This is a genomic window from Cupriavidus sp. 05N39 (genome assembly GCF_056397325.1).
This window is the reverse complement of the sequence record NZ_JBFTNE010000114.1, coordinates 1-23,298: the sequence shown is the minus strand read 5'-3', so window position 1 is coordinate 23,298 and position 23,298 is coordinate 1. Positions and strand designations below refer to the sequence as shown.

Genomic DNA, 23,298 nt, shown 5'->3' with positions numbered 1-23,298 from the left:
GGCAACACAGGAAGGGGACTGGCGCCGGGTGAAAGCCCTGCAACGGTCTTTGACCCGCTCGTGGTCCGCCAAGGCATCGGCGGTACGACGAGTGACGGAGAACCAAGGTGCGCGGACAGTAGGTGTTGACCGCGAACAGTGGAACTCGCCTGAAGTCCGATGGGAAGCCATCGGGCGGTTGAAGCGCCGGGGGTATCGGCCCATGCCATTACGGCGGGTCTTTATTCCCAAAGCCAACGGGAAGGAGCGCCCTCTGGGCATTCCGACCATGTTGGATCGAGCCATGCAGGCGTTATACCTGCTGGCGCTGGAACCGGTGTCCGAAGGGACGAGCGATCCGAACTCRTATGGGTTCCGGATCAATCGCTCTACCGCGGAYGCCATGTCTCAGCTATTTGTCTCGYTATCCMAGAAGGCTTCGGCYCAATGGGTGTTAGAGGCGGATATCAARGGTTGCTTTGACCATATCAGCCACGACTGGCTRGAGCGCAATGTCCSKATGGACAAAGTGRTCCTGCGGAAATGGCTGAAAGCTGGCGTGGTATTTCAGGGTCAGCTTCAGGCGACCGARGCCGGAACACCACAGGGGGGCATCATTTCCCCGACTCTGGCAAACGTGGCRYTGAACGGGTTGGAACGRCAACTGGTGGAGTTCCTCAGGACAAAGCTAGGTGCAAAAAACTCGCAAAAGCTGAAGGTGAACGTTGTGCGCTATGCGGACGACTTCGTGATCACCGGCAATACGCCGGAGGTGTTGGAGCACGAGGTGAAGCCGTGGGTAGAGCAGTTCCTAGCGGTACGGGGGCTGACGCTATCGACGGAGAAAACGCGGATCGTCCACATTGCCGAAGGCTTCGACTTCCTTGGGTGGAATTTCCGGAAGTACTCGGGAACACTGCTCATCAAGCCAAGCAGAAAGAACGTGCAGACGTTCTACCGCAAGGTGAAGGGGGTCATCAATGCCAACAAGGCGGCGAAGCAGGCGGATCTAATCGCCCTGCTGAATCCGATGCTAAGGGGCTGGGCGCAGTATCACAGCCCAGTGGTTGCGAAGGCGACGTTCACACGTATGGAGCATGCGGTATTTAAGGCTCTATGGCGATGGGCGACACGGCGACACCGAGGAAAGAACGCTGATTGGGTGCGGAAGAAGTACTTCGCCTCGGTCGGGGAACGGAACTGGGTGTTTGGGACCACAGTAACAAACGAGGACGGCAGTAGCTACTGGACGGAGTTGTACCCGCTTGCGGGGACGCCCATCCGGCGGCACAAGAAGATTCGAGGGGATTACAATCCCTTCGATCCAACGCAGGAACGCTACGGCGAGACGTTGCGGCAGGAGCGCATGCAAGCAAGCATGACGCACCAAAAGCAATGGATCAAACTGTATGTGTCCCAGCGAGGCTTGTGCGCGGTGTGTCAGTGCAAGATAACCAAGGAAACAGGATGGGAAGACCATCACATCGAATCCCGCATGCTTGGGGGTTCCGATGCTCTAGGGAATCGAGTGCTGCTGCATCCGAACTGCCATATCCAAGTTCACCACCACGGCCAAACTGTTGTGAAACCGGTGTTTAATTAACATTTTGTAGAGGCTTGAGCCGTATGCGGGGAAACTCGCACGTACGGTTCTTAGGGGGGGACAGATCAGCAATGATCTCGTCCCTACCCTACCGAACTTCCTTGCCTGGCAGCGTATCCCCGTGACCGTTCCTGCGTCCGCTCCTTATTTTTCCCGTGTCGTTATAGTCGGGGTCGGCCTGATCGGCGGCTCGCTGGCGCTCGCGCTCAAGCGTGCGGGGGCGGTCGGCACGGTGGTCGGCGTAGGCCGCTCGCAGGCCTCGCTGGAGCGCGCCCTCAAGCTCGGCGTGATCGACGAAGCCGCGACGCTGGAGGAGGCTGCCAAGGGCGCCAACGTCATCGTGCTCTGCGCTCCGGTGGCGCAGACCTTTGCGCTGCTCCATGCACTTGAGCCGCATCTCGAGCCGGCCACCATCGTCACCGACGCCGGCAGCACCAAGTCCGACGTCATCATGGCGGCCAAGACCGCGCTGGGCGACAAGGCGGCGCAGTTCGTGCCCGCCCATCCCATCGCGGGCCGCGAGCTGAACGGCGTGGAAGCCGCGCTGGCCGATCTCTATGCCGGCAAGAAGGTCGTATTGTGCCCGCTGCAGGAAAACGTCCGCATCGACGTGGCTGCCGTGCGCGCCATGTGGGAGACCGCCGGTGCCGATTGCTTTGTGATGTCCGCCGTGCAGCACGATGCCGTGTTTGCCGCGGTCAGCCACCTGCCACACCTGCTGTCCTACGCGCTGGTGGCCCAGGTGGCCAATGCCGAGGACGCGGCGCTGAAGCTCGACTTCGCCGGCGGCGGCTTTCGCGATTTCACCCGTATCGCGGCGTCCTCGCCGGAGATGTGGCGTGATATCTGCGTTGGCAACCGGGAGGCGATGCTGAGCGAGCTGACCACTTACCAGGCGATGCTGGCGCATTTGAAGACGCTGATAGAAAACAGCAACGGCGAGGGGCTGGAGCRCATCTTCCAGCGCGCCAGCCAGGCGCGCCAGCAATGGGGCGCGCAGCGTGCACCCGCTGTCAACGTCGAGCCCTGAACGCTCGCGTCGCGAAGTCATCAGGTCACCAACGGTGCGGCCCGCCCTTCATAAAGAGCGGCCGGCCAACTAGCATGCAAATCATGGAACATCTCACGCTTGGTCCTTTCACTCGCGCCTCGGGCACTGTTCGCCTGCCGGGCTCCAAGAGCATCTCCAACCGTGTGCTGCTACTGGCGGCGCTCGCGGACGGCGAGACCCGCGTCTGCGATTTGCTCGACTCCGATGATACGCGTGTGATGTTGCAGGCGCTGCGTACGCTGGGTGTGGCGTGGCGCCAGGAGGATGGCGCTTGCGTGGTGCGCGGCGTGGGCGGCAACTTCCCGAACAAGGCGGCCGAACTGTTCATGGGCAATGCGGGCACCGCAATTCGCCCGCTGACCGCGRCACTGGCGCTGCAGGGTGGGAGCTACAAGCTGTCGGGCGTGCCCCGTATGCATGAGCGCCCGATCGGCGATCTTGTCGATGGCCTGCGGCAGATTGGCGCTCACGTCGACTACCTTGGTACCGAGGGTTATCCGCCCCTGCAGATATCGCCCGCGCAGATCCGCATCGATGCACCGATCCGCGTGCGCGGCGACGTTTCCAGCCAGTTTCTGACGGCGCTGCTGATGACCCTGCCGCTGGCCGATGCGCCGGGCGACACCATCGAGATCGAGGTCGTCGGGGAGTTGATCTCCAAGCCCTACGTGGAGATCACGCTGAACCTGCTGGCGCGCTTCGGCATCGAAGTCAAGGAAACCGACCGCATCAGCGCCATGGCCAAGGAATTGCGCAAGTTAGGTGTCGAGGTGGAGGAGGGGGCGGATTACCTGAAGGTGACGCCACCGGCCCAAACCGCGTGGAAGACGCCGGCCGCTGGCATCGACACCTATGACGATCACCGCATGGCCATGTGCTTTTCGCTGGCTGCCTTCGGCCCGTTGCCGGTGCGCATCAACGATCCTGGCTGCGTGGCCAAGACGTTCCCGGACTACTTCGACGCGTTTGCGGCGGTGGTGCGCTGATCACACTGCCAGCATCGGGCGGGACTCCTCGCCGGGAATGGTGGGCACGCCTTCGTCGCGGCGTTCGCGCCTGTCCCAGTAGCGGTCGAAGAAGTAATGCGCCACAGTATTGACTGCCGGTTCGATGAAGGTCACGGCGCCGCTGACGGCCAGGTTGCCGGTCAGCGCGTAAGTGACGCCAAAGGCAATGCCAACGTGCATGATGCCGAACGACAGGGTCTTAGCCATGGTAGATTGCCTCGCGGAGTTGTCTTGACTGCCCGGAGCGCCTGCCATTTGCAGGGCCGCCCGCCATGGATTGCATGGTAATGATTCTCAATTGATTTAAGAAATCAATATTCTTTTCTGTTTCAATAAATAATGACTATCGTCGACGTCATCACAATCGACGGGCCCACTGCCTCCGGTAAGGGCACCGTAGCGCACAAGGTGGCGGACGCACTCAGCTACCATCTGCTGGATAGCGGTGCGCTGTACCGCCTGGTCGCGCTTGCCAGCGAGCGTGTGGGCATTGACGCACAGGATGTGGAGGGGCTTGCAAAGCTGGCAGGCCGCCTTGATGTCAAGTTCGGCCCCGATCGGGTCTGGCTGAGCGGCGAAGAGGTCAGCCTGGCCATCCGCGCGGAAGCCACCGGCAACCGGGCGTCGGCCATTGCCGTCCACCAGTCGGTTCGCGACGCCCTGACGGCGCTGCAGCGCGGTTTTCGCAAGCTGCCGGGCCTGGTTGCCGACGGCCGCGACATGGGCACGGTGATTTTCCCCGATGCCCGCCTGAAGGTATTCCTGACCGCAAGTGTCGAAGCGCGCGCTCGCAGGCGCTATAAACAATTGATTGATAAGGGAATTTCTGCTAATATCGAAGACCTTTTGCGAGACCTTGAGTCGCGCGACCAGCGGGATCGTACCCGCACGGCCGCGCCGCTGCGTCCCGCACAGGATGCGCACTTGCTCGATACCTCCGACATGACGGTGGATCAGGCGGTGGCGCAGGTGCTGCAGTGGTACGCCGCGCCGGGTTCCTGACCCGCGCATCGTGCCCGCCGCACCGAAGTGCCGGTAGTGCCTGCATGCGCAGACCTGCCGGTGTTGTTCAACCTGACCCCGCTGCCCGGTGCAGACTGAGCGCGATCCTCGCGCCGGCCCGAGTACTGCGGATTGATACTCAAGTTTATGTCCGACCTGCAAACTAACGAATCCTTTGCCGCACTGTTCGAGGAATCCGTCGCCCGCTCCAATATGAAGGCTGGCGAAGTGATTTCCGCTGAAGTCGTGCGCATCGACCACAATTTCGTGGTCGTCAACGCCGGCCTCAAATCGGAAGCCTTTGTGCCGGTGGAGGAGTTCCTGAACGACCAGGGCGAACTCGAAGTGCAGGCCGGCGACTACGTCTCCGTGGCCATCGACGCGCTCGAGAACGGCTATGGCGACACCATCCTGTCCCGCGACAAGGCCAAGCGCCTGGCATCGTGGCTGAACCTCGAGAAGGCGCTGGAAGACGGCGAAATCATCTCGGGCACGGTCACGGGCAAGGTCAAGGGCGGCCTGACCGTCATGGTCAACGGCATCCGTGCGTTCCTGCCGGGCTCGCTGGTCGACGTGCGTCCGATCAAGGACACCACGCCGTACGAAGGCAAGACCCTGGAATTCAAGGTCATCAAGCTGGACCGCAAGCGCAACAACGTGGTGCTGTCGCGCCGCGCCGTTGTGGAAGCGACCCTGGGCGAAGAGCGCCAGAAGCTGATGGAAACCCTGAAGGAAGGCGCCATCGTCAACGGTATCGTCAAGAACATCACGGACTACGGCGCATTCGTGGACCTGGGTGGCATCGATGGCCTGCTGCACATCACCGACCTGGCATGGCGTCGTGTGCGTCACCCGAGCGAAGTGCTGTCGGTTGGCCAGGAAATCACCGCCAAGATCCTCAAGTTCGACCAAGAGAAGAACCGCGTCTCGCTGGGCGTGAAGCAACTGGGCGAAGATCCGTGGGTCGGCATCTCGCGTCGTTACCCGCAAAGCACCCGCCTGTTCGGCAAGGTGACCAACCTGACCGATTACGGCGCATTCGTTGAAATCGAAGCCGGCATCGAAGGCCTGGTCCACGTTTCCGAAATGGACTGGACCAACAAGAACGTGGCTCCGTCGAAGGTTGTCCAGCTGGGCGACGAAGTCGAAGTCATGGTTCTGGATATCGACGAAGACAAGCGTCGTATCAGCCTGGGCATGAAGCAATGCAAGGCCAATCCGTGGGACGATTTCAGCCGTAACCACAAGAAGGGCGACAAGCTGGGCGGCCAGATCAAGTCGATCACCGACTTCGGCGTGTTCATCGGCCTGCCCGGTGGCATCGACGGCCTGGTGCACCTGTCCGACCTGTCCTGGCAAGAAACCGGCGAAGAAGCCGTGCGCAAGTACAAGAAGGGCGACGAAGTGGAAGCCGTGGTTCTGGGCATCGACGTCGACAAGGAACGCATCTCGCTGGGTATCAAGCAGCTGTCGGGCGATCCGTTCAACAACTTCATCTCGGCCAACGACAAGGGTTCCCTGGTCAATGGCACGATCAAGTCGGTTGATGCCAAGGGTGCCGTTGTGCAACTGGCTGACGACGTCGAAGGCTACCTGCGTGCATCCGAAATCTCGGCTGACCGCGTGGAAGATGCCCGCAACGTGCTGAAGGAAGGCGAGCAGATCACCGCCCTGGTGGTGAATGTGGACCGCAAGTCGCGCAACATCAACCTGTCGATCAAGGCCAAGGACAACGTCGAGCAGCAAGAAGCGATGCAAAAGTTCGCCGCTGACACCGGCACGGCTGGCACGACCAACCTGGGCGCGCTGCTGAAGGCCAAGCTCGGCCAGGACAACCAGTAAGCATCGGTTCTTACGCCTGCTAGCGGATGCCCATGACCAAGTCCGAGCTTGTCGAAAAACTGGCTGCCCGGTTCCCGCAGTTGCTGCTGCGGGATGCGGACATCTCGGTGAAGACGATCCTCGATGCGATGTCCGAAGCGCTGGCCGATGGCCACCGCATCGAGATTCGTGGATTCGGCAGTTTTGGCCTGAACCGGCGTCCGCCGCGCGTAGGGCGCAATCCCAAGTCCGGCGAAAGAGTGCTGGTGCCCGAGAAACGGGTGCCGCACTTCAAGGCGGGCAAGGAGTTGCGTGAACGAGTTGATCGCAGCCCGGCGCTGCCGCAGGCCGTTGGCGGCGGCGGTACGGGGGCCAGCACCATCGGCAGTCACGGTGGCAATGGCAGTGGCGGTGCCAACGGCAATGGCCATGGTGCCGCGGCTGGCGCGTCTCATCCGAGCGCGCCTGCCCAGGCGAAGCCGGCCGTTGTTGCCGGTAGCGCCTTGCATGACGATGGCGGGCTGAAACTGGCCCGTTCCTGAATCGCTGTGTTTGACTCGTGATGTGACTGGATAGTCGAAAAAGCGCCCCTGTTCGGGGCGCTTTTTCATTATTGCAGCATGCTTGCGGCATACAAGCCGTTACCGTTAGTACGAGGCGATTCCGCTACAATGCCGGGAATCCACCGAGGGGCGTCGCCCGCCGGCGTTCGCATCACCGGAGTCCGAACCATCCCATCTTCCGCATGAAGCCCGCATGAAACTTGTCGCCTGGATCATCCGTATCGTCCTGTTCGCGCTGCTGTTCGTGCTGGCGCTGCGCAATACCGCCGATGCTTCCCTGCAACTCTTCTTCGATGCCGTCTGGCGAGCGCCGCTGATCCTGATCCTGCTGGCCGCTTTCGGGCTGGGTATTGTCGCTGCGCTGGCGGCGGTAGCGCCCGCGCTGATGCGCCAGCGCATGGAAGCGAACCGGCTGCGGCGCGCGCTCGGCGAGGCGCGCAGCCAGGCCGCGGAAGGTGCCCGCGAACCACAGGCGGGCTCCGGCATCCCTTACAACGTAGTTGGCCCGAAAGTTTGACCAATGATTTTTGAAACCTGGTGGCTGCTCGCGCTGCCGCTCATTTTCGGCCTCGGCTGGATGGCTGCGCGCTTTGATGCGCGGCAGCTCATGAGCGAACAGGGCGCGCTGCCGCGCTCCTATTTCAAGGGCCTGAACTTCCTGCTCAATGAGCAGCCCGATCAAGCCATCGACGCGTTTATCGAGGTGGCGCGGCTGGACCCCGAGACCACCGAACTGCACTTCGCGCTCGGCGCACTGTTCCGCCGGCGCGGCGAAACCGAACGCGCCATTCGCGTGCACCAGAACCTCGCCAGCCGCGAGGATCTCCCCGACGCCGAGCGCGAGCACGCACTCTTTGAGCTGGGCCAGGACTTCCTGCGCGCCGGCCTGCTTGACCGTGCCGAGGAATCGCTGCGGCGGCTGATGTCGGGCCCCTATGCGGCGCCGGCCAAGCATGTGCTGCTCGAACTCTACGAAGTCGAGAAGGAGTGGAAGAAGGCCATCGAGGCGGCACGCGAACTTCAGCCGCTGGAGCAAAAGGACTACAGTTTGCAGATCGCGCAATTCTGCTGCGAACTGGCGCAGGATGCCCTGCAGCGCAAGCAGTCCGAGGACGCGATCGGCTGGTTGGAGCAGGCAGTCAAGGAAAATCCCGCCAATGTGCGCGCGCCGATGCTGCTGGGCGACGTGGCCATGGCGGCAGGCGACGCACAGGGCGCGCTTGGCCACTGGCTCGGTATCGAGCGGCAGGATGCCGCCTACCTGCCGCTGGTGGCGGACCGCGTCGTCAAGGCTTATCGCCAGCTCGGCGATAACGGGCGGGCGATGGAATGGCTGCGCGGCTTGCTCAAGACCAATCTGGCGGCCGAGTTGCTGGATATTGCGTATCGCGCCGAACTCGAACTGCATGGCGCGCATGCCGCGGCTGTCTTGATGCGCGAGCAACTGCGCCGGCAGCCGTCGCTGCAAGCGTTGACCAAGTATTTCGAGGCGCAGGCCGCCGAGGTCGCCGCCGTGGGCGAGGCCAACGGCGTGGCAGAAGCGGGCACCGCCGTGGCGCAGGCGCTTCAGGCGACCGCCCACGATATCGAACAGGAGCAGGAGGTGTCGGCGATTCGCGACCTGCTGCAGAATCGCACGCGTAACCTGGCGCGCTATACCTGCCGCGAATGCGGCTTCCGCGCGCGATTGTTCTATTGGCAGTGCCCCGGCTGCAACCGCTGGGAAACATACGCGCCGCGCCGTAGCGAGGCACTCGGCTGACGCTGTTGCGTCGCACGCCAATCCCTATCTGGAGTACAAGCTATGAAAGTCACCATTATCGGCAGCGGCTACGTCGGTCTAGTGACCGGGGCCTGTCTGGCCGAACTGGGCAACGATGTGTTTTGCCTGGACGTCGATGAACGCAAGATCGCGCTGCTCAATGCGGGTGGCGTACCGATCTACGAGCCGGGCCTCAAGGAACTGATCCAACGCAATCGCGAGGCCGGGCGGCTGACGTTCTCCACCGATGTGGCGGCCAGCGTGGAGCATGCCGACGTGCAGTTCATCGCGGTCGGCACGCCGCCCGACGAGGACGGCTCCGCCGATCTGCAATATGTGCTGGCGGCTGCCCGCAATATCGGCCGGCATATGACGGGCTTCAAGGTGGTGGTGGACAAATCGACGGTGCCGGTCGGCACCGGCGACCGTGTCACCGAAGCCATTCGTGCCGAACTGGGCGCGCGCGGCCTGGAGGACCTGCAGTTCTCGGTGGTGTCGAATCCCGAGTTCCTGAAGGAAGGCGCCGCGGTGGAGGATTTCATGCGCCCCGACCGCATCGTGCTGGGTTGCGATGCCGACGTGGCGGGCCGCCATGCCAAGGCGATCATGCGCCAGTTGTACGCACCGTTTAACCGCAACCACGAGCGCACCTTCTATATGGATGTGCGCTCGGCCGAGTTCACCAAGTACGCGGCCAACTCGATGCTGGCCACCCGGATCTCGTTCATGAACGAGCTGGCGAACCTGGCKGACGAGGTCGGTGCGGACATCGAACTGGTTCGCATGGGCATCGGTTCCGATCCGCGCATCGGCTATTGTTTCCTGTACGCCGGCGCCGGTTACGGCGGCTCTTGTTTTCCCAAGGACGTGCAGGCACTGATGCGCACCGCCAGCGCGCATGGCAAGCCCATGCGGGTGCTCGAAGCGGTGGAAGCGGTCAACGATGCGCAAAAGCAGGTGCTGGCCGACAAGGTCGTGCGGCGCTTCGGCGAGGATCTCGCAGGCCGCACCTTTGCGATCTGGGGGCTGGCCTTCAAGCCCAATACCGACGATATGCGCGAAGCGCCGTCGCGGGTGCTGGCGCGTGCGCTGATTTCGCGCGGTGCCGCGTTGCGCGTGCACGATCCCATTTCGATGGCCGAGGCCCGGCGCGCGCTGGAAATCGATCTCGCCGATATCGAAGGCGGCTTTGCGCGCGTGCATTTCAGCGATGCGCAGATGGATACGCTCGATGGCGCCGATGCGCTGGTGATCGTCACCGAGTGGAAGGTGTTCCGCAGCCCGGATTTCAACCAGATCAAGCGCCGCCTGAAGGCACCCGTCATCTTCGACGGACGCAATCTGTACGAGCCCGAGGCCATGCAGGAATCGGGCATCGAATATCATGCGATCGGGCGGCCGACCACGACGCGCTGAACCGCAACCCAACGGGAACGACAAGCCAACGCCCCGGGTGACGGACCGGGCAGTGTTGCCAAGGATGTCCATGAGCAAGAACCATATTCCGCAGCAACAGATCAATCAATCGCGCATCCTGGTGGCGGGCGACATGATGCTCGACCGCTATTGGTTCGGCGATGTCGAGCGCATCTCGCCGGAGGCGCCGGTGCCGGTCGTGCAGGTAAAGCGTAGCGACGAGCGCCTTGGCGGCGCCGCCAACGTGGCGCGCAATGCCGCCGCGCTGGGCGCTCAGGTCGGCATGCTGGGCGTGGTCGGCGACGACGAACCCGGCCGTACCCTGGAGGCGCTCCTGAATGCCAGCCACGTGCAGCCCTACCTGCTGCGCGACGCCAGCGTCAACACCACCATCAAGCTGCGCGTGATGGCGCACCAGCAGCAGTTGCTGCGGGTCGATTTCGAGAACGTCCCGGCGCACGAAGTGCTGGCTTCCGTACTGGATAGCTTCCAGGCCTTGGTCAAGGAGTACAAGGTACTGGTGCTCTCCGACTACGGCAAGGGCGGACTGGCCCACGTGGGCCGCATGGTCGAGACGGGCCGCGCAGYGGGTTGCATGGTGCTCGTCGATCCCAAGGGCGACGACTATTCGCGCTATCGCGGCGCCACGCTGATCACCCCCAACCGCGCCGAAATGCGTCATGTGGTGGGTGCCTGGAAAACCGAGTCCGATCTCACTATCCGGGCCCAGAACCTGCGGCGGGAGTTGCATCTCGAGGCGTTGCTGCTGACCCGTTCGGAAGAGGGCATGACGCTCTATACCGAAGCGGAGGTATTGCACGTTTCGGCGCAGGCGCGCGAAGTCTATGACGTGTCCGGTGCCGGCGATACCGTGATCGCCACGCTGGCGACCATGCTGGGGGCGGGCGTGCCACTCAAGGAAGCCGTGCAGCACGCCAATCGCGCCGGCAGCATCGTGGTGGGCAAGCTGGGCACCGCGGTTGTCACCTATCCTGAATTGTTCGGCACGCCGGCGTAATGTCCGCGCTGTCTTCTGGCTCGATTGAGCCCACACGACCATGACCATCATCGTTACCGGCGCTGCCGGCTTTATCGGCAGCAACCTCGTCAAGGGCCTGAACGAGCGCGGCGAAGACAACGTCGTCGCCGTCGACAATCTGACGCGTGCCGACAAGTTCCACAATCTCGTCGACTGCGAGATCCGTGACTACCTGGACAAAGGCGAGTTTCTCGAACGCTTCACATGCGGCGAGTTCGGCAAGGTGCGCGCGGTCTTCCATGAAGGTGCCTGCTCGGACACCATGGAGACGGATGGCCGCTACATGATGGAGAACAACTTCCGCTACACCAAGGGGCTGATGGATGCCTGCCTGGAGCAGGGCACGCAATTCCTCTACGCATCGTCGGCCGCGACCTACGGTGCCTCGCAGGTGTTCAAGGAAGAACGCGAATATGAGAAGCCGCTGAACGTCTACGGCTACTCCAAGTTCCTGTTCGACCAGGTGGTGCGCCGCACGTTGCCGACCGCGCTGTCGCAGATCGTGGGTTTTCGCTACTTCAACGTCTATGGCCCGCGCGAAGCGCACAAGGGGCGCATGGCGTCGGTGGCGTTCCACAATTTCAACCAGTTCCGTGCCGATGGCACCGTGAAGCTGTTCGGCGAGTATGGCGGCTACGTACCGGGTGGCCACACCCGCGATTTCATCTCGGTGGAGGACGTGGTCAAGGTCAACCTGTTCTTCCTGGATCACCCGGACAAGTCGGGCATCTTCAATCTTGGCACCGGGCGTGCGCAACCTTTCAACGATATCGCCGCGACCGTGGTCAACACGCTGCGCGAAGCCGATGGCCGTCCCCACCTGACGCTCGACGAGATGGTGCAGGAGGGCCTGGTGGAATACATCAAGTTCCCCGATGCGTTGCGCGGCAAGTATCAGTGCTACACGCAATCCGATGTCTCGCGCCTGCGTGGCGCCGGGTACAAGGAGCCGTTCTACACAGTGGAAGAAGGCGTGTCGCGCTATTGCCGCTGGCTGCTTCAGAACAAGGCCTGAGATCGCAAAGTGCGCGGTCCGCTTTGCCGCCCTTGACGGAAACACCTCGGTAGCGTTGAGGTGAACTTTTGTTGCAGGGCGCGCCAAGGCGGCCTGCCGCTCCTATCCTCCGTGTTGCCTCGTCCGGACCGGGCGAGGCAACCTTCATAAACGGATAGGAGAATCTCCCATGTTCAAGCAAACTCTGACGGCTTCAAAACAGGTATTGCTGGCGGCTGCCGTATGGTTTTCGCTGTCGGGCGCCGCGCTCGCGGCGGTCGATGTGAACACCGCCGATGAAGCCGCACTGGTTTCGCTCAAGGGCATCGGGCCGGCTACGGCCAGCACCATCATCAATGAGCGCACCAGGGGCGGGCCCTTCAAGGATGCCGCGGATCTCGCGGATCGCGTCAAGGGCCTCGGGCAGAAATCGGTCGTGCGTTTGCAGGAGGCTGGCATGACCATTGGCGCCGGCAGCGCCGCCGCGCCGAAGGCCGCGGTGGCCGCGGCCCAGAAGGATGGCAAGGCGGAGAAACCGCCGGTCAAGGCCGCCCGCTAAGACGCCGGCGGGCTCGCGGCCGCGACGCCCGCATCGTCCGTATTTGCGCATCGAAGCCCCGGCCTGGTCCGGGGCTTTTTGCCGCCCGCGCACCGGTGCGGACGGCAGACGCTGGTATGGCTCGTGCTAGTTCCGCGTGGCTTCGCACGATTGCGGTCGCGCGGTATCATGCGGACGCCGCGGCAGCCTGAGCCGGCTTCGCGGCCAACATAATCCAAATCGAGCCGGACCTGCTCACGCATGCGGGGGCCAGGCCAAAAAAACGGGAGCTGGACAATGGGAAATAACGAGGACGCGGGATTCCTGCCCAAGTGGCGGCTAAAGACCCACGGCGTGATTGCGCCTGATGAGCGTCTGCCTGCCGGCCAGACGCTCCTGGCTGGGATCCAGCATGTGGTGGCGATGTTCGGCTCGACGGCGATCGCGCCGATCCTGATGGGTTTCAATCCCAATATCGCCATCCTGTTTTCGGGCATCGGTACGCTGATCTTCTTCCTGTGTGTGCGCGGCAGGGTGCCCAGCTACCTGGGTTCCAGCTTTGCCTTTATCGCCGTGGTGATCGCCGCGACCGGCTATGCCGGCAGCGGACCGAATCCCAATATCCCGGTGGCGCTGGGCGGCATCATCGCCGCCGGCGTGCTCTACCTGCTGATCGGGCTGGTGGTGCAGGCGGTCGGATATCGCTGGGTCGAGCGGCTGATGCCGCCTGTGGTGACGGGTGCCATTGTGGCGGCGATCGGCCTGAATCTTGCGCCGGTGGCAGTCAAGGCCGTCAGCGGCGCCGCGCTTGACACCTGGGTGGGGCTGGCCACGGTGCTGGCCGTGGGCACGGTGGCGGTGCATGCGCCGGGCATGTTGCGCCGGCTGCCGGTGCTCGTGGGCGGCTTGTTCGGCTACGTGCTGTACTACATCTGCACCAACGGGCTGGGCATGGGCAAGGCCATCGACTTCTCCGGCGTGGCCGCGGCCAGCTGGTTCGGCCTGCCGGTCTTCACGTCGCCAGTGTTCCAGGCCAGCGCCATGCTGCTGATCGCACCGGTGGCCATCGTGCTGGTGGCGGAAAACCTCGGGCACATCAAGGCCATCAGCGTGATGACCGGCCGCAATCTCGACCCGTACATCGGCCGCGCCTTTATCGGCGATGGCATTGCCACCATCATTTCCGCGGGCGGGGGCGGCACGGGCGTGACCACCTATGCCGAGAACATGGGCGTGATGGCCGTGACCAAGATCTACTCCACGCTGATCTTCGTGGTGGCGGCTGTGGTGGCCCTGGTGCTTGGCTTTTCGCCCAAGTTCGGTGCGCTGATCCTGACCATCCCGGGTCCGGTGATCGGTGGCCTGACCATTGTCGTGTTTGGCCTGATCGCCGCCACCGCGGGGCGCATCTGGGTTGAGAACAAGGTCGATTTCTCCAATTCGCGCAACCTGATCACGGTCGGCGCCACGCTGACCGTGGCGGCCGGCGACCTGACCCTGAAGCTGGGTGGCATGACGCTGGGCGGCATCGGTACCGCCACTTTCGGAGCCATTCTGCTCTACCACCTGCTGGGCAACAGCAAGAACGAAGCCGAGGCGAAGGCCTGATTGGCCGCGGCGTGGCGGGCTGCGATGTCCGTCCACGCCGGCAACGCGGGTTTCGGGACTGGATTACAATGTCCGCCGACATTGGAATCCCGCTCACCATGGCCTACAAGACGATYGAAGACACCATCGGCAATACGCCGCTGGTCMRACTSCAGCGCATCCCCGGTGCCGCCGGCGCTCCGCGCGGCAACGTGATCCTCGGCAAGCTCGAGGGCAACAACCCGGCGGGCTCGGTCAAGGACAGGCCGGCGGTGTCGATGATTGCCCGCGCCGAATCGCGCGGGCGCATCAAGCCGGGCGATACGCTGATCGAAGCTACCTCGGGCAATACCGGCATTGCGCTGGCCATGGCGGCCGCCATTCGCGGCTACAAGATGGTGCTGATCATGCCGGAAGACCTGAGCATGGAGCGGCGCCAGAGCATGGCAGCCTATGGCGCGGAGATTATCCTGACCCCGGTCAAGGGCGGCATGGAATACGCGCGGGACCTCGCCGATTCCATGGAGCGTGATGGCCGCGGCGTGATCCTCGACCAGTTCGCCAACCCCGACAATCCGCTGGCCCACTATGAGACCACCGGTCCGGAGATCTGGCGCGATACCGAAGGACGCATCACTCACTTTGTTTCCGCCATGGGGACCACCGGCACCATTACCGGCGTGTCGCGCTACCTGAAAGAGCAAAGCGCGGCAGTGCAGATCGTTGGCGCGCAGCCGGCCGAAGGCTCACGCATCCCGGGCATTCGCAAGTGGCCCGAGGCATACATGCCGAAGATCTACGACTCGAAGTACATCGACCGCACTGAGGCGGTGAGTCAGGGCGATGCCGAGCACATGGCCCGCCGCATGGCCCGCGAGGAAGGCATCTTTTGCGGGATTTCCGCTGCAGGTGCGTTGTGCGTGGCGGTGCGCATCGCCGAGGAAGTGGAAAACGCGACCATCGTGTTCGTGGTGTGCGATCGCGGCGACCGCTATCTTTCTACCGGGGTGTTTCCGGCCTGAGGCACGTTGTTTCGCGCACCAACAAAAAGCCCCGCACATCGTTGCGGGGTTTTTTGCTTTTTTTGCGTTTGCTTCTGGCGGGTGGGGCGGCGAGGTCAGCCCATCGCCGCTTTCACGGCCTCGCCCAACTGGTAGACCGCCAGTGCGTAGAAGAAGCTGCGGTTATAGCGCGTCAGCACATAGAAATTGCGCAGGCCGAGCATATAGTCAGTGGTTTCGCCCGGTGTGGGCAGGTCAACCACCAGCACGCCGGTTTCGCCCTCGCGCGCCAGGTTGATCGGCTCGTCCACGCGCAGGCCGGCCTTGAGCAACTGATTGAGCGTGCGGGTGGGCCACGGCTCGCCGTCGGCAGCGGCGGCAGCGATGCCGCGGCTGCCCTCGTCGGCGGCAATGCGCCAGACCACCGGGCGGCCCGGTTCCCAGCCATGCAATTGCAGGAAGCGCGCAACGCTGCCGATCGCGTCGGTGGCGCTGTTGCGCAGGTCGATATGGCCGTTGCCGTCGTAGTCGATGGCGTACTCGCGCAAGCTGGTCGGCATGAACTGCGGAATGCCAATGGCACCGGCGAAGGAGCCCAACACCGAGAACACATCGGTATTGGTGTCCCGGCACCACAGCAGGTAATCGGCCAGCTGGTTGCGGAACAGCGTCGTGCGCGCTTCGCGGTTAGGTACGTCGGGATAGTCGAACGCCAGCGTGGAGAGCGAATCGATCACGCGGAAGGTGCCCATGTCGCGGCCATAGATGGTCTCGACGCCGATGATGCCGACGATCACCGAAGCCGGCACGCCGAACTCTGCCTCGGCGCGGCGCAGCGTGTCTCGGTTCTGCTGCCAGAAGCGCACACCCGCGTTGATGCGGATCGGCTCGATGAAACGGGAACGGTAGGCGCGCCAGCTTTTGCGCCCCGGCGTGGCGGGCGGCATGATCAGGCGCACTACCGTGGACGAATACACGGCTTGGCCGAACCAGGTTTCCAGGGCCGGGCGTGCGAAGCCGTGGCGTGCCACCATCTCGTCGATAAAGGCGCGGCTCTTGGGGTTGTCACGGTAGCGACCCGGCTCGATCTCTTCTTCGCGCATGCTCACGCGGCGCTTGCCGGCGGCTAGCAGGGCGGGGGAGACGCCGCACAAGCTCAATGCGGCAGCGGAAAGTGCGGCGCCCAAAAGCGGGCGGCGCAGGGAGCGCTGGGTGTCGTTCATGGTGTCCTTTGCAAGTGGCCACGAGTATAGCGGATGGTGTCTGTGCGGCACCCCGCTGGGTGGCTGGCGCGGCATGTGCTAACGTAACGAATGGAGACCACGAATAAAGCAATAAGACATGCCCACAGGCTATTACACGCATCCCGAGTTCCTGCTGCATGAGATGGGGCCATTCCATCCGGAATGCCCGGAACGCCTGCAGGCCATCGAAGACCATCTGATCTCGCATGGCATGGACGGCCTGCTCGACCGGCGCGAGGCGCCCGCCGCGAGCGCCGAGCAGATCGGGCGTGTGCATCGCCCGGAGTACATGGCCTCGCTGGCCGCCGCGAGTCCCGCCAGCGGCTATCACCCCATCGATCCCGATACCCTGATGAACTCGCATACGATGGCTGCCGCCACCCATGCGGCGGGCGCGGCGGTGGCCGCCACCGATGCGGTGATGGCCGGCGAGTTCGAGAGCGCTTTCTGCTGCGTGCGCCCGCCTGGCCACCATGCGGAGCCGGACCGGGCCATGGGTTTCTGCTTCTACAACAACGTGGCGATCGCGGCGCGCCACGCGCTTGCCGTGCATGGCCTCGAACGCGTGGCGATCGTCGATTTCGACGTGCACCACGGCAACGGCACCGAGGCCGCCTTCCGCGGCGAGGAGCGGGTGCTGATGTGCAGTTTCTTCCAGCATCCGTTCTATCCCTATAGCGGTACCGAGCACATTGCCACCAATATGTCCAACATCCCGCTGCCGGCCTATACCAGCGGTATGGCAGTGCGGGAGGTGGTGGAGACGATCTGGCTGCCGCGCCTGAACGAGTTCAAGCCGCAGATGCTGTTTATCTCGGCGGGCTTCGACGCCCATCGCGAGGATGACATGGGCCAGATGGGGCTGGTCGAGCAGGACTACGCCTGGATCACGACCCAGCTGGTCGATGTCGCCCGCGCGCATGCGCAAGGCCGCATCGTCAGTTGCCTGGAGGGCGGCTATAACCTGAGCGCGCTCAGCCGCAGCGTGTGTGCGCACCTCAAGGTGCTGCTCGAACGATAGGAGGCCCCTGGATGGCTGAAACCGACAACCGCACTGCAACGCCGCTGGTGAGCGAAAGCCTGGACGCACCGGGCGTGCTGCGCCTGACGATGAACCGCCCCGAGGCGTTCAACGCCTTGTCCGAAGACCTGCTGGATGCGCTGTTTGATGCATTTGCCCGCGCTGGCGCCGACGCCTCGGTCCGGGTGGTGGTGCTGGCCGCCGCCGGCCGGGCATTTTGCGCCGGCCACGACCTGCGGGAGATGCGGGCTGCCCCTTCGCACGACTACTATCGCCGCCTGTTCGATCGCTGCACCCGCATGATGATGGCGATGCAGAAGATGCCGCAGCCGGTGATCGCGCGCGTGCAGGGGATCGCCACGGCTGCCGGCTGCCAGTTGGTGGCCATGTGTGATCTGGCGGTGGCGGCCGATGTCGCGCGCTTCGCGGTGTCCGGCGTCAATCTCGGCTTGTTCTGCGCGACGCCGGGCGTGGCCCTGTCGCGCAACCTGTCGCGCAAGCATGCGATGGAGATGCTGCTGACCGGAGACATGATCGATGCCATGGAGGCCCGGGACCGCGGGCTGGTCAACCGCGTGGTGCCCGCCGACGCCCTCGACGCCGAGGTTGCCCGCCTGGCCGCCAGCATCTGCGCCAAGCCGGCCGCCGCGGTGGCCGCCGGCAAGGGCTTGTTCTACCGCCAACTGGAGATGGGAATCGAGGCGGCCTACCAACTGGCGGGGCAGACCATGGCGTGCAACATGATGGATCCGGCGGCGCTGGAGGGCGTCCAGGCCTTTATCGACAAGCGTCCGCCGTCCTGGCGTGGCGCATAAACGGCTTTTTTGTGGTCTTTATGCCTTGAGCATATAAAGACATCGGTAAAAAGTCGTTTCTGGTATGAAGCGGATCGCTTAAAATGCGAGCTTCGCCCAAAAAATAAAATGCGGCAACAGCGCTAGAGAGACGTTCTCGCCTGTTGCCGTTTTCTTTTCACATGATCGAACTGCAAGGTCTTTCGCAACGCTTTCCCGGAGGGTCGGGGGAAGTGCATGCGCTGCGGGACGTCAACCTGTCCATTGCGGCGGGTGAGGTCTTCGGCATCATCGGTCGTAGCGGCGCTGGCAAGAGCACGCTGGTGCGCGCCATCAACCTGCTCAATCGCCCCAGTGGCGGCCGCGTGATCGTGGCCGGACAGGAGCTGACCGCGCTCGACAGCGGCGCGCTGCGCAAGGCGCGCCGCGACATCGGCATGATCTTCCAGCATTTCAACCTGCTGTCGTCGCGTACCGTCTTTGACAACGTGGCGCTGCCGCTGGAGCTGGCAGGCAAGTCGCGGAGCGAGATCTCCGACACGGTGCTGCCGCTGCTGGAACTGGTTGGCCTGACGGCGCTCAAGGACCGCTACCCCGCCCAGATCAGCGGTGGGCAGAAGCAGCGCGTGGGGATTGCCCGCGCGCTGGCGAGCAAGCCCAAGGTGCTGCTGTCGGACGAGGCCACCTCCGCCCTCGACCCGGAAACCACCCGCGCCATTCTGGAGCTGCTCAAGCAGATCAATCGCGAGCTCGGCCTGACCATTGTCATGATCACGCACCAGATGGAAGTGATCAAACAGGTCTGCGACCGCGTGGCCGTGCTCGAGGCCGGGGAGGTGGTGGAAACCGGCCGCGTGATCGACGTGTTCCTGCGTCCGCAACATGAGGTCACGCGCGCCATGATCGGCGACGTGATCGCTCAGGAATTGCCGCCCAGCGTGCTCAAGCGCGTGGAAAGCCGGCTCGGCAACGGGCGCGACCACGTCTACCGCCTGGCGTTCACGGGCGAAGGCGTGGACCAGCCAGTGCTGGCCCAGGCGATCCGCCGCTACGGGCTGGACTTCAATATCCTGCACGGGCATATCGACGAGATCCAGGGCCAGGCCTTCGGTTCGCTGGCCATCATGGCCACCGGCGAGCTGGCCGATGTGAAGGCGGCGATGGAATACCTGCAACAGGAAGGCGTAGTGGTGGAGGAGTTCGAGCATGTGGTCTGAAATGTTTGACCTGTTCCTGACCTCCTTCAACGAGACGTTGCTGATGGTGGCGATCTCGGGCGTGGTCGGCGCGTTGTTCGGCGTGCCGCTGGGCGTGCTGCTGCACCTGACCAACCGCGGCGGCGTGTTGTCGCATCCGCTGTTCAACCGCACCATCGGCGTGGTGGTCAATGCCGTGCGTTCGATTCCCTTCATCATCCTGCTGGTGGTGGTGATCCCGTTCACGCGCTTCATCGTCGGTTCGTCGATCGGCACCACTGCGGCCGTGGTGCCGCTGACGATCGCCGCGATACCGTTTATCGCGCGCCTGGTGGAAAGCGCGCTGCGCGAGGTGGACAAGGGCCTGGTCGAGGCCGCCCAGTCGATGGGCGCGACCACCGGCCAGATCGTGATGAAGGTGCTGCTGCCCGAAGCCATGCCCGGCATCGTGGCTGGCCTGACGATCACCTTCGTCAGCCTGGTGGGCTATTCGGCCATGGCCGGGGCCATCGGCGGCGGGGGCCTGGGCGACCTCGGCATCCGCTACGGCTACCAGCGCTACATCACCGAGGTGATGGTGGCGGTGGTGGTGATCCTGATTGTTTTCGTGCAAGCGGTGCAAAGCTTCGGCGACTGGCTGGTGCGCCGCATCAGCCACAAGTAATCCGGCGTTCCACCCGGCTACATACCAAGACTTAGAGAAATCGAGAAAAAGGAAGTCAACATGCAACGTCGTAACTTGCTGCAATGGATTGTCGGCGCCGCCCTGGGCGCCAGCCTGGCCACTGGCGCCGTGGCGCAGGAAAAGCCGATCAAGATCGGCGTCACCGGCGGCCCGCACGCCCAGATCATGGAGCAGGTGAAGAAGGTCGCGGCCAAGGACGGCCTGAATATCCAGGTGGTGGAGTTCAGTGACTACATCCAGCCCAATGCGGCGCTGGCTTCGGGCGACCTGGATGCCAACAGCTACCAGCACCTGCCTTACCTGGAAGCGCAGATCAAGGACCGTGGCTACAAGTTCACCCACATCGCCTTCACCGTGACTTTCCCGATGGGCGTGTACTCCAAGAAGATCAAGTCACTCGACCAGATCAAGGAAGGCGCGCGCGTGGGCGTACCGAACGATCCCACCAATGGTGGCCGCGGCCTGCTGCTGCTGCAAAGCAAGGGTCTGATCAAGCTGCGCGCCGATGCCGGCCTGAAGGCCACGCCGCTGGACATCGTCGCCAACCCGAAGAAGATCAAGATCGTCGAGCTGGATGCCGCCCAGCTGCCGCGCTCGCTGGATGACCTCGACGCCGCCGCCATCAACGGCAATTACGCCGAGTCGGCCGGCCTGTCGCCCACCAAGGATGCCATTGCCATGGAAGGCCCCAAGGGCCCCTATGCCAACCTGATCGCCATCCGCGAAGCCGACAGGAACAAGCCCTGGGTGGCCAAGCTGGTCAAGGCCTACCACTCGCCGGAGATCAAGCAGTACGTCCATAGCACCTTCAAGGATTCGGTGATTACCGCGTGGTAAGTTGAAAAAAGCCTCGAAAATCGTGTAACGCAGGGCATCCTGCGGCACAATGCGGGCAAGTTTTCACATTGCCGGGCTATGCCCGGCAATTCTTTACCGATAAAATAGTACGACCGTTCGAAAAACAAGAGTGCCACCCAGCCGGTGGTTATAATGGCGAGCGAACCAAATTTCTGACTATCGACTATCAGTGGAGTGAGCGCATGAAAGTACTCGTCGCAGTCAAGCGCGTGGTGGATTACAACGTCAAGGTCCGGGTGAAGTCGGACGGTACGGGCGTGGATCTGGCCAACGTCAAGATGAGCATGAACCCGTTTGACGAAATCGCCGTGGAAGAAGCGGTGCGTCTGCGGGAAGCCGGGGTGGTCACCGAGGTGATCGCCGTGTCCTGCGGCGTGGCCCAGTGCCAGGAAACCCTGCGTACCGCGATGGCCATCGGCGCCGACCGCGGCATCCTGGTCGAATCGAACGAAGACCTGCAGCCGCTGGCCGTGGCCAAGCTGCTCAAGGCCCTGGTAGACAAGGAGCAGCCGCAACTGGTGATCCTGGGCAAGCAGGCCATCGACGACGACTCCAACCAGACCGGCCAGATGCTGGCTGCGCTGGCAGGCCTGCCGCAAGCTACCTTCGCCTCGAAGGTGGTGGTGGCTGATGGCAAGGCGTCGGTGACGCGTGAAGTGGACGGCGGTCTGGAGACCCTGTCGATCAAGCTGCCGGCGGTGGTGACCACCGACCTGCGCCTGAACGAGCCACGCTACGTGACGCTGCCCAACATCATGAAGGCGAAGAAGAAACAGCTCGACATCGTCAAGCCGGAAGATCTCGGCGTGGACGTGGCGCCGCGTCTGAAGACCCTCAAGGTCGTCGAGCCGCCCAAGCGCAGCGCGGGTGTGATGGTGCCGGACGTTGCGACGCTGGTGCAAAAGCTGAAGAACGAAGCCAAGGTCATCTGAGCGCGCCAGGAGATAAAACATGACTGCACTCGTCATTGCTGAACACGACAACCAATCCATCAAGGCCGCCACGCTGAACACCGTGACCGCAGCCGCCCAGTGCGGCGGCGACGTCCACGTGCTGGTGGCTGGCGCCAACGCCGCTGCCGCCGCCGCCGCCGCTGCGAAGATCGCCGGCGTGTCCAAGGTGCTGCTGGCCGACGCCCCGTATTTCGGCGACGGCCTGGCCGAAAACGTGGCCGAGCAAGCGCTGGCCATCGCCAACGACTACAGCCACATCCTGGCGCCCGCCACCCCGTACGGCAAGAACATCCTGCCGCGCGTGGCCGCAAGGCTGGACGTGGCCCAGCTGTCGGACATCACCAAGGTCGACAGCCCGGATACCTTCGAGCGTCCGATCTACGCCGGCAACGCGATCTCGACCGTCCAATCGGCGGACAAGGTCAAGGTCATCACCGTGCGCGGCACCGGCTTTGACGCCGCCGCCGCCGAAGGTGGTTCGGCCGCCGTGGAGAACCTGCCGGCCGTGGCCGATGTTGGCATCTCGCAATTCGTTTCGCGCGAAGTCACCAAGAGCGACCGCCCCGAACTGACCGCCGCCAAGATCATCGTGTCCGGTGGCCGTGGCGTGGGTTCCGGCGAGAATTACACCAAGGTGCTGACGCCGCTGGCCGACAAGCTGAACGCCGCGATGGGCGCTTCCCGCGCTGCCGTGGACGCCGGCTTCGTGCCCAACGATTATCAGGTCGGCCAGACCGGCAAGATCGTCGCGCCGCAGTTGTATATCGCCATCGGTATCTCCGGCGCGATCCAGCATCTGGCCGGCATGAAGGACTCCAAGGTGATCGTGGCGATCAACAAGGACGCCGAAGCACCGATCTTCTCGGTGGCCGACTACGGCCTGGTGGGCGATCTGAACACCGTGGTGCCCGAACTGGTGGCAGCGCTGGGCTGATCCCCGCAGCCCGGCGCGGCGTTCGACACGCCGGGTTCGATCAGGAAGTACTAGCCGTTCCGGGCCTGCCCGAGAACGGCTTTTTTATACATATCCGGAGACATCGATGACCTACCGTGCCCCGCTCAAGGACATGCTGTTCGTGATGAACGAACTGGCCGGCCTTGACGCTGTCAGCCAGCTGCCCGGCTTCGAGGACGCCACGCCCGAGACGGCGCAGGCGGTGCTCGATGGCAGGCGGTGCTCGATG

Annotated in this window: 24 protein-coding genes; 22 read left to right on the top strand and 2 right to left on the bottom strand. The window is 63.5% G+C overall.

Translation table 11 applies throughout. The features are described from left to right. The 3 genes from ltrA to AC1DN0_RS34660 form a co-directional block, all read left to right on the top strand. Positions 1 to 1,582, top strand: a 1,582-nt coding sequence (ltrA, locus tag AC1DN0_RS34670) for a group II intron reverse transcriptase/maturase (protein WP_477146360.1), incomplete at its 5' end; no start/stop codon positions are given. A 121-nt stretch (positions 1,583 to 1,703) separates the two neighbouring features. Then, positions 1,704 to 2,612 (top strand): prephenate dehydrogenase, encoded by a 909-nt coding sequence (locus AC1DN0_RS34665; RefSeq protein WP_477146359.1) that lies wholly within the window; start codon positions 1,704 to 1,706, stop codon positions 2,610 to 2,612. A gap of 83 nt (positions 2,613 to 2,695) precedes the next feature. Continuing rightward, a complete protein-coding gene (locus AC1DN0_RS34660) occupies positions 2,696 to 3,619 on the top strand; it encodes a hypothetical protein (protein WP_477146363.1) in 924 nt (307 codons plus the stop codon). Here AC1DN0_RS34660 and AC1DN0_RS34655 read toward each other — a convergent pair whose 3' ends face one another. Further along, positions 3,620 to 3,847 carry a DUF2061 domain-containing protein gene (locus tag AC1DN0_RS34655; RefSeq protein ID WP_441631153.1) on the bottom strand — a complete coding sequence of 76 codons (228 nt, stop codon included), beginning with the start codon at positions 3,845 to 3,847 and terminating at the stop codon, positions 3,620 to 3,622. Between the two features lie 132 nt (positions 3,848 to 3,979). On the opposite strand from AC1DN0_RS34655, the gene cmk reads away from it, so the two are divergent. The 11 genes from cmk (at position 3,980) to cysM (ending at position 15,384) form a co-directional block, all read left to right on the top strand. Then, on the top strand, positions 3,980 to 4,642 hold the full coding sequence (cmk, locus tag AC1DN0_RS34650; protein WP_477146358.1) for a (d)CMP kinase: 663 nt from the start codon (positions 3,980 to 3,982) through the stop codon (positions 4,640 to 4,642). Between the two features lie 147 nt (positions 4,643 to 4,789). Then, the gene (rpsA, locus tag AC1DN0_RS34645) at positions 4,790 to 6,484 is read left to right on the top strand and encodes a 30S ribosomal protein S1 (protein ID WP_035860300.1); all 1,695 of its coding nucleotides are present in this window, start codon (positions 4,790 to 4,792) and stop codon (positions 6,482 to 6,484) included. A gap of 32 nt (positions 6,485 to 6,516) precedes the next feature. Next, positions 6,517 to 7,005 carry an integration host factor subunit beta gene (locus AC1DN0_RS34640; protein ID WP_441631149.1) on the top strand — a complete coding sequence of 163 codons (489 nt, stop codon included), beginning with the start codon at positions 6,517 to 6,519 and terminating at the stop codon, positions 7,003 to 7,005. Between the two features lie 214 nt (positions 7,006 to 7,219). Further along, a complete protein-coding gene (locus tag AC1DN0_RS34635) occupies positions 7,220 to 7,543 on the top strand; it encodes a lipopolysaccharide assembly protein LapA domain-containing protein (protein WP_035858787.1) in 324 nt (107 codons plus the stop codon). A gap of 3 nt (positions 7,544 to 7,546) precedes the next feature. Further along, a complete protein-coding gene (gene lapB, locus AC1DN0_RS34630) occupies positions 7,547 to 8,788 on the top strand; it encodes a lipopolysaccharide assembly protein LapB (RefSeq protein WP_441631146.1) in 1,242 nt (413 codons plus the stop codon). A gap of 42 nt (positions 8,789 to 8,830) precedes the next feature. After that, positions 8,831 to 10,204, top strand: coding sequence for a UDP-glucose dehydrogenase family protein (locus AC1DN0_RS34625; RefSeq protein ID WP_477146357.1), 1,374 nt, complete (start codon positions 8,831 to 8,833; stop codon positions 10,202 to 10,204). 70 nt (positions 10,205 to 10,274) lie between these two features. Next, entirely contained in the window at positions 10,275 to 11,222 is a 948-nt protein-coding gene (gene rfaE1, locus AC1DN0_RS34620; RefSeq protein ID WP_477146356.1) for a D-glycero-beta-D-manno-heptose-7-phosphate kinase, read from the top strand. Positions 11,223 to 11,262: 40 nt separating this feature from the next. Further along, positions 11,263 to 12,258, top strand: coding sequence for an ADP-glyceromanno-heptose 6-epimerase (gene rfaD, locus AC1DN0_RS34615; RefSeq protein ID WP_441631140.1), 996 nt, complete (start codon positions 11,263 to 11,265; stop codon positions 12,256 to 12,258). 169 nt (positions 12,259 to 12,427) lie between these two features. Further along, a complete protein-coding gene (locus AC1DN0_RS34610; protein ID WP_441631138.1) occupies positions 12,428 to 12,796 on the top strand; it encodes a ComEA family DNA-binding protein in 369 nt (122 codons plus the stop codon). A gap of 276 nt (positions 12,797 to 13,072) precedes the next feature. Further along, entirely contained in the window at positions 13,073 to 14,383 is a 1,311-nt protein-coding gene (locus AC1DN0_RS34605; protein ID WP_441631136.1) for a solute carrier family 23 protein, read from the top strand. Between the two features lie 98 nt (positions 14,384 to 14,481). Next, the gene (gene cysM, locus AC1DN0_RS34600; RefSeq protein ID WP_477146362.1) at positions 14,482 to 15,384 is read left to right on the top strand and encodes a cysteine synthase CysM; all 903 of its coding nucleotides are present in this window, start codon (positions 14,482 to 14,484) and stop codon (positions 15,382 to 15,384) included. A 95-nt stretch (positions 15,385 to 15,479) separates the two neighbouring features. On the opposite strand, the gene mltB is transcribed toward cysM, so the two are convergent. Beyond that, entirely contained in the window at positions 15,480 to 16,586 is a 1,107-nt protein-coding gene (mltB, locus tag AC1DN0_RS34595; RefSeq protein WP_441631134.1) for a lytic murein transglycosylase B, read from the bottom strand. 118 nt (positions 16,587 to 16,704) lie between these two features. On the opposite strand from mltB, the gene AC1DN0_RS34590 reads away from it, so the two are divergent. The 8 genes from AC1DN0_RS34590 to AC1DN0_RS34555 all read left to right on the top strand — a co-directional run. Further along, on the top strand, positions 16,705 to 17,628 hold the full coding sequence (locus AC1DN0_RS34590; RefSeq protein WP_441631132.1) for a histone deacetylase family protein: 924 nt from the start codon (positions 16,705 to 16,707) through the stop codon (positions 17,626 to 17,628). 11 nt (positions 17,629 to 17,639) lie between these two features. After that, positions 17,640 to 18,443 (top strand): enoyl-CoA hydratase, encoded by an 804-nt coding sequence (locus tag AC1DN0_RS34585; protein WP_441631130.1) that lies wholly within the window; start codon positions 17,640 to 17,642, stop codon positions 18,441 to 18,443. 161 nt (positions 18,444 to 18,604) lie between these two features. Then, on the top strand, positions 18,605 to 19,639 hold the full coding sequence (locus AC1DN0_RS34580) for a methionine ABC transporter ATP-binding protein (RefSeq protein ID WP_045238004.1): 1,035 nt from the start codon (positions 18,605 to 18,607) through the stop codon (positions 19,637 to 19,639). After that, positions 19,629 to 20,282, top strand: coding sequence for a methionine ABC transporter permease (locus AC1DN0_RS34575; protein WP_035858822.1), 654 nt, complete (start codon positions 19,629 to 19,631; stop codon positions 20,280 to 20,282). The genes AC1DN0_RS34580 and AC1DN0_RS34575 overlap by 11 nt, the downstream gene beginning before the upstream one ends. 60 nt (positions 20,283 to 20,342) lie before the next feature. Beyond that, a complete protein-coding gene (locus tag AC1DN0_RS34570; protein ID WP_441631127.1) occupies positions 20,343 to 21,140 on the top strand; it encodes a MetQ/NlpA family ABC transporter substrate-binding protein in 798 nt (265 codons plus the stop codon). Between the two features lie 203 nt (positions 21,141 to 21,343). Beyond that, entirely contained in the window at positions 21,344 to 22,093 is a 750-nt protein-coding gene (locus tag AC1DN0_RS34565; RefSeq protein ID WP_045238007.1) for an electron transfer flavoprotein subunit beta/FixA family protein, read from the top strand. Positions 22,094 to 22,112: 19 nt separating this feature from the next. Then, the gene (locus AC1DN0_RS34560; RefSeq protein ID WP_035858830.1) at positions 22,113 to 23,048 is read left to right on the top strand and encodes an electron transfer flavoprotein subunit alpha/FixB family protein; all 936 of its coding nucleotides are present in this window, start codon (positions 22,113 to 22,115) and stop codon (positions 23,046 to 23,048) included. A 106-nt stretch (positions 23,049 to 23,154) separates the two neighbouring features. Next, positions 23,155 to 23,298: acyl-CoA dehydrogenase N-terminal domain-containing protein (locus tag AC1DN0_RS34555; RefSeq protein ID WP_477146361.1), on the top strand; the 144-nt coding region annotated here is incomplete at its 3' end.

Excerpts from the sequence above, each read along its gene's own strand:
- AC1DN0_RS34565 (WP_045238007.1), top strand. The coding sequence starts at position 21,344 with ATGAAAGTACTCGTCGCAGTCAAGCGCGTGGTGGATTACAACGTCAAG.
- AC1DN0_RS34635 (WP_035858787.1), top strand. The coding sequence starts at position 7,220 with ATGAAACTTGTCGCCTGGATCATCCGTATCGTCCTGTTCGCGCTGCTG.
- AC1DN0_RS34640 (WP_441631149.1), top strand. The coding sequence starts at position 6,517 with ATGACCAAGTCCGAGCTTGTCGAAAAACTGGCTGCCCGGTTCCCGCAG.
- AC1DN0_RS34560 (WP_035858830.1), top strand. The coding sequence starts at position 22,113 with ATGACTGCACTCGTCATTGCTGAACACGACAACCAATCCATCAAGGCC.
- AC1DN0_RS34570 (WP_441631127.1), top strand. The coding sequence starts at position 20,343 with ATGCAACGTCGTAACTTGCTGCAATGGATTGTCGGCGCCGCCCTGGGC.
- AC1DN0_RS34610 (WP_441631138.1), top strand. The coding sequence starts at position 12,428 with ATGTTCAAGCAAACTCTGACGGCTTCAAAACAGGTATTGCTGGCGGCT.
- AC1DN0_RS34605 (WP_441631136.1), top strand. The coding sequence starts at position 13,073 with ATGGGAAATAACGAGGACGCGGGATTCCTGCCCAAGTGGCGGCTAAAG.
- AC1DN0_RS34655 (WP_441631153.1), bottom strand. The coding sequence starts at position 3,847 with ATGGCTAAGACCCTGTCGTTCGGCATCATGCACGTTGGCATTGCCTTT.
- mltB (WP_441631134.1), bottom strand. The coding sequence starts at position 16,586 with ATGAACGACACCCAGCGCTCCCTGCGCCGCCCGCTTTTGGGCGCCGCA.
- lapB (WP_441631146.1), top strand. The coding sequence starts at position 7,547 with ATGATTTTTGAAACCTGGTGGCTGCTCGCGCTGCCGCTCATTTTCGGC.
- rfaD (WP_441631140.1), top strand. The coding sequence starts at position 11,263 with ATGACCATCATCGTTACCGGCGCTGCCGGCTTTATCGGCAGCAACCTC.
- AC1DN0_RS34585 (WP_441631130.1), top strand. The coding sequence starts at position 17,640 with ATGGCTGAAACCGACAACCGCACTGCAACGCCGCTGGTGAGCGAAAGC.
- AC1DN0_RS34590 (WP_441631132.1), top strand. The coding sequence starts at position 16,705 with ATGCCCACAGGCTATTACACGCATCCCGAGTTCCTGCTGCATGAGATG.
- rpsA (WP_035860300.1), top strand. The coding sequence starts at position 4,790 with ATGTCCGACCTGCAAACTAACGAATCCTTTGCCGCACTGTTCGAGGAA.
- cmk (WP_477146358.1), top strand. The coding sequence starts at position 3,980 with ATGACTATCGTCGACGTCATCACAATCGACGGGCCCACTGCCTCCGGT.
- AC1DN0_RS34580 (WP_045238004.1), top strand. The coding sequence starts at position 18,605 with ATGATCGAACTGCAAGGTCTTTCGCAACGCTTTCCCGGAGGGTCGGGG.
- AC1DN0_RS34575 (WP_035858822.1), top strand. The coding sequence starts at position 19,629 with ATGTGGTCTGAAATGTTTGACCTGTTCCTGACCTCCTTCAACGAGACG.